The organism is Mycobacterium shunyiense (assembly GCF_058270075.1).
On the sequence record NZ_JBZDPU010000028.1, the window covers coordinates 1 to 4449 of the forward strand.

Annotated in this window: 5 protein-coding genes; 1 reads left to right on the plus strand and 4 read right to left on the minus strand. The window is 68.0% G+C overall.

Annotated elements, in window-relative coordinates; translation table 11 throughout:
- Positions 1-114 precede the first annotated feature (114 nt).
- From AC4ELH_RS27630 to AC4ELH_RS27645, 4 genes are all read right to left on the minus strand, one after another.
- Complete coding sequence (locus AC4ELH_RS27630) at positions 115-426, minus strand: WhiB family transcriptional regulator (RefSeq protein ID WP_082941506.1); 312 nt, start codon at positions 424-426, stop codon at positions 115-117.
- 158 nt (positions 427-584) lie between these two features.
- On the minus strand, positions 585-806 hold the full coding sequence (locus tag AC4ELH_RS27635) for a hypothetical protein (RefSeq protein WP_498887907.1): 222 nt from the start codon (positions 804-806) through the stop codon (positions 585-587).
- Between the two features lie 105 nt (positions 807-911).
- Positions 912-3026 (minus strand): ATP-dependent DNA helicase UvrD2, encoded by a 2115-nt coding sequence (locus AC4ELH_RS27640; RefSeq protein ID WP_498887910.1) that lies wholly within the window; start codon positions 3024-3026, stop codon positions 912-914.
- A gap of 54 nt (positions 3027-3080) precedes the next feature.
- Positions 3081-3836, minus strand: a complete 756-nt coding sequence (locus AC4ELH_RS27645; RefSeq protein ID WP_064959488.1) for an SDR family oxidoreductase — start codon at positions 3834-3836, stop codon at positions 3081-3083.
- A 72-nt stretch (positions 3837-3908) separates the two neighbouring features.
- Between AC4ELH_RS27645 and AC4ELH_RS27650 the strand changes: the two genes are divergently transcribed.
- Complete coding sequence (locus AC4ELH_RS27650) at positions 3909-4385, plus strand: RrF2 family transcriptional regulator (protein ID WP_064959489.1); 477 nt, start codon at positions 3909-3911, stop codon at positions 4383-4385.
- Positions 4386-4449 lie beyond the last annotated feature (64 nt).

Consider the following 4449-nt stretch of genomic DNA (forward strand, 5'->3'; position numbering starts at 1 on the left):
ATGCTTGCGAAACCCCATCAACAACACCCCTCAACGAATCAGGTGTTGCAACCACCGATTGAGTCTGAGCGAACTTTCGCACCCTGAGCGCAGAATCGATGTCGGCGGCCGGCTTCACGCGGCGGCCGGGTTACCTGCGGCGTTCTTCCGCGGACGGCCACGCGGCCGCTTGCGGGCCACAATGGTTCCGCGGTCGAGGATCTCGCCGCCCCAGACGCCCCACGGCTCCTGCCGTTCCAGCGCGGCGGCCAGGCACTCGTTACGGATCGGGCAATCCGCGCACAGTGCCTTGGCCTGCTCCAGATCGACTGGGCTCTCGGCGAACCACAGATCGGGATTCCCGATGTGGCATGGCACCGCCGGCAGCCGCTCTTCGCATGTCATCGGCGCGACGCTCATCTCCGGAGCGGTCATCGCAATGGACATGTGTTTGTCCCCCTGCTTCCTGGTCGTTGTTGTCGGCGATCTGTCTCTTCGAGGGATCTGCGACCAGGTTTCGAGGGTTGGAACAACTCCCAAAAACATTGGCCACGGATCCGGTTGACTGCGGGTCCGTGGCCATTTGGCTGTGATGGGAGCTCTACCTAGTAGGGGCTCCGATCCACGGACGCGCCAGTCGCGGCGGCGGGGCGGCGCTTGTGCTGCGGTGCAATAGCAGCAGCGGCGGCCAGCCATCCAGCGGCGGCGGGGGCAGCGGGTGCGGCATGCCGACGTGCCTCCGGGGCAACCGGGGAAACGACGACAGCGAGCACGGACGACGGCATGCCTGCAACCGCTACACCGCTGGATTCGATGTTGTTATCCATTGCGGGCACCCTCCTTCCGTCTCGTCACCAGAGCTGTGTTACGAGGCTAAAGCCTAACAGCCAGATCGCACAACCTATTTTCTACCTGCGGTTTTGGCACGATCTTTACGAATCTTGGCGGCCGCGTACCAACTCGAGGACGTCCGGGCCGTACTGCTCGAGCTTGCGCGCACCGATCCCGGGAAGCGCCACCAGTGCGGCTTCGTCGGTCGGCAGGGACTCGGCGATCGCGATCAGAGTGTTGTCGGTGAACACCACATACGCCGGCACTTTCATCTCCTTGGAGACGCGTAGCCGCCATTCCTTGAGCTCGGTGAGCAGCTCCTCGTCCAAGTCCGACGGGCACGTTTCGCAGCGACGCAACATGATCGCGGGTGGAGTTGTCAGCGCGGCATTGCAGACCCGGCAGCGCGGCGCAGGCCCGCGCTGACGACGCGACCGGTCCGGGCTTGAGCCGGCCCCGTTCTGCAGCTGCGGCGCGATGCCGTTGAGGAACCGGGACGGCCGGCGGCCCTGCCGCCCGCCCGGGGTCCGGGCGAGCGCCCAGCTCAGCCCCAGGTGTACCCGGGCGCGGGTGACGCCGACATAGAGCAGCCGACGCTCCTCCTCCACCGGTTCACTGTCGGGTCCGTGCGCGAGCGCATGGGAGATCGGCAGAGTGTTGTCGGCCAGGCCGACCAGGTACACCGCATCCCACTCCAGCCCTTTGGCGGCGTGCAGCGACGCCAGCGTCACGCCCTGCACCACCGGTGGGTGGCGCGAGTCGGCCCGCTGGCGCAATTCGGCGACCAATGCCCGCAGATCCAGTTCCGGGCGCACCGCAACCTCTTCGTCGACCAGTTCGGCCAACGCCGTCAACGCTTCCCAGCGTTCCCGCGCCTTGGTGCCGGCCGGCGGCTCGGCCGTCAGCCCCAGCGGTTCCAAAAGCTCACGCACGAGGGCGGGCAGGTTGTCCTCGGGAATGTCCCGTTCGGCGAAGCGTTGCATCGCCACCAGTGACTGGCGGATCTCCTGGCGGCTGAAGAAGCCCTCGCCGCCGCGCACCTGGAATGCGACCCCCGCCTCGGTGAGCGCCTCCTCGTAGACCTCGGACTGCGCATTGATCCGGTAGAGCACCGCGATTTCGGCCGGCTCCGTTCCGTTTTCGATCAGCTTCTTGATGGAGCGGGCGACGGCATTGGCCTCGGCGACCTCGTCGGGATATTCGGAGAACGTCGGCTCGGGACCAGGATCGCGCTGCCCCACCAGATGCAGCTTGCTGCCGGCCATCCGGCCGCGTGCGGCGGCGATCACCCGGTTGGCCAGCGACACCACCTGCGGCGTCGAGCGGTAGTCGCGCTCCAGCCGCACCACCGCGGCATCGGGGAAACGTCGCGAGAAATCCAGCAGGAACCGCGGGGTGGCCCCGGTGAACGAGTAGATCGTCTGGTTGGCATCCCCGACCACGGTGAGGTCGTCGCGCTCCCCCAGCCATGCGTCGAGCACCCGTTGCTGCAGGGGCGTGACGTCCTGGTACTCGTCGACGACGAAGCAGCGGTAGCGGTCGCGGAACTCCTGCGCGACCGCGGCGTCGTTTTCGATGGCCGCGGCGGTGTGCAGCAGCAGGTCGTCGAAGTCCAGCAGTGCTGAGCCGTCGCGCCGAGCCTTGAGCGCCTCGTAGCCCGAATAGACCGCCGCCACCTTCGAGGCGTCGAACGGGATGTCTCGCCCCGTCTTCGCGACCGCCGTGCTGTAGGCCTCGGGGGTGATCAAAGATGCCTTGGCCCATTCGATTTCGCCGGCCAGGTCACGGACATCGTCGGTGCTGGTCTGCATCCCGGCCCGGTTGGCGGCCTGTGCGACGACGGAGAACTTGCTGTCGAGCAACTCCCATCCCGTGTCGCCGACCAGCCGCGGCCAGAAGTACTGCAGCTGCCTGCGCGCCGCGGCGTGAAACGTCACCGCCTGCACTGCAGCGGTGTTCACCCCCGACTCCTGGCCCAGCACGCGCAACCGGCTGCGCATCTCCCCGGCCGCGCGCGCGGTGAACGTCACCGCCAGCACCTGGCTGGGCGCCACGTGGCCACCGGCCACCAGATGCGCGATCCGGCGAGTGATGGTGCGGGTCTTGCCGGTGCCTGCACCGGCGAGCACGCACACCGGACCGCGGGCGGCCAGGACTGCCTCCCGCTGCTCATCGTCCAGATCGCCCAGGGCGGGCGAGGGAGCCTCCAACGGCATGCCGTCCATGATGGCAGGAACCTGTGACATCACCGGGCCCGGCGTGCCCCCGACCTACCGCTGCCGGCTCAGCCACTGGTCGAAGGTGGTGGGCGCGATGCGGGCGTTCTCACCGGGCAGCAAGGCATTGCCCGACATCGACAGCCCGAAGATCGACGACCACGTCGGCACCAGCGTCACCTCACGGCCGCGCACCGCCAGGGTCCGGCGGGCCAGGTCCACCAGATCCTGGGTCTGCGGACCCGCCACGTCGACGTGGCGGCCCTGCGGGTCGCCCACCACCACCTCCGCGAGCACGGCCGCCACGTCGTCGGGATCGATGGGCTGAACCAGCAGCGGGGCGATTTCGGCGCTGGCACCTTCGGGGCCGGACTGCTCGGTCCAACTCACCACCATCTCGGCGAAATCGTGGAACTGGGTGGCCGGCACGATCGTCCACGGCACGGCCCCGGCCTCGATCAGCCTCTCCTGCTCGCGTTTTCCGGCGTAGTGCGGATTGCCCTCGATGTCGTGGATCCCCACGATGGACAGCAGCACATGATGCGCCACGCCCGCACGCGCTTCGGCCGCCAGCAGGTTGCGGGTGGCGGTGCCCAGATAGTCCACGGTGCTGTCGCGGTCGGCGGGCGGAGCACTGATCGCGTCGACGACAGCCTGCACCCCGGCCAGCGCCGCATCGAGGCCCTCTCCGGTGGACAGATCCACCCCGTTCGAGCGGCTGATAGCCACCACGTCGTGTCCGGCGCCCTGCAACGCCGCGACCACGCGCGCCCCGATGTTCCCCGTAGCCCCGGCAACTGCGATCCGCATGACGACTCCTGTCCTGGCCGATAGATATCTCGGACTATATAGGTCCTTAATATCTGTAATAAACTACGGGCTGTGAAACTTCCCGTGGCCACCGAGTGGGCGCTGCACTGCGCGACGTCGCTGGCGCAGCTCGAGTCCGGGACCACCGCATCGGCCGCCGATCTCGCGGAGTACTTCGACCTTCCCGCGGCCTACCTCGCCAAGCAGCTGCAGGCGCTCACCCGGGCGGGCGTGCTGACCGCGACGACCGGCCCGCGCGGCGGGTTCCGGCTCGGGCGGACACCGGCCGACATCACGCTGCTGCAGATCGTCGAAGCCGTCGACGGCGCGGCCGCTCCCTACGAATGCCGCGAGATCCGCAGGCAGGGCCGCGGTGCCCTACCTGCGGCCTGGTGCCGTCATGAGTGCATCCTGGCGGTGAAAATGGCTGACGCCCACCAGGCTTGGCGGGCCAGCCTCGACGGCGTCACGCTTGCCGACATCCTCGCCGACATCCCGGCCGCAGCGCCGGCACGCACCCGAAAGTTGTTGGGCAGGCGGGACACCTAATGGGAATTGATCAGCGAGTCTGCGGCCGGTAGTGGTCTGGTCGGGTGAAGCTGATTACCGAGCC